This is a genomic window from Bacillus cereus group sp. BfR-BA-01356, assembly GCF_022663635.1.
GTDB classification, from domain to species: domain Bacteria; phylum Bacillota; class Bacilli; order Bacillales; family Bacillaceae_G; genus Bacillus_A; species Bacillus_A cereus.
Genome location: NZ_JAKUFX010000295.1, coordinates 1 through 460 on the forward strand (window position 1 = coordinate 1; position 460 = coordinate 460).

Consider the following 460-nt stretch of genomic DNA (forward strand, 5'->3'; position numbering starts at 1 on the left):
AGCATACTCTCGCGTACTTGAACGTGATATGAAACGAATTCAACAATCGCGTCAACATTTATATGAAGTAAATATGGGGGCAACTGCAGTTGGTACAGGCTTAAATGCAGACCCAGAATATATTGAAGCAGTTGTAAAACATTTAGCTGCAATTAGTGAATTACCGCTTGTTGGTGCAGAAGATTTAGTAGATGCGACACAAAATACGGATGCTTATACTGAAGTATCTGCAGCGCTTAAAGTATGTATGATGAATATGTCTAAAATTGCAAATGACCTTCGCTTAATGGCATCAGGTCCACGTGTTGGTTTAGCGGAAATTATGTTACCAGCTCGTCAACCAGGTTCTTCTATTATGCCAGGGAAAGTAAACCCTGTTATGCCAGAAGTTATTAATCAAATTGCGTTCCAAGTAATAGGTAATGATCATACAATTTGCCTTGCTTCAGAAGCAGGACAA

Annotated in this window: 1 protein-coding gene; it reads left to right on the forward strand. The window is 38.9% G+C overall.

What is annotated here, in order from left to right; translation table 11 throughout:
• The coding region (locus tag MR168_RS33100) for a lyase family protein (protein WP_242291773.1) at window positions 1-460 on the forward strand (460 nt) is incomplete at both ends.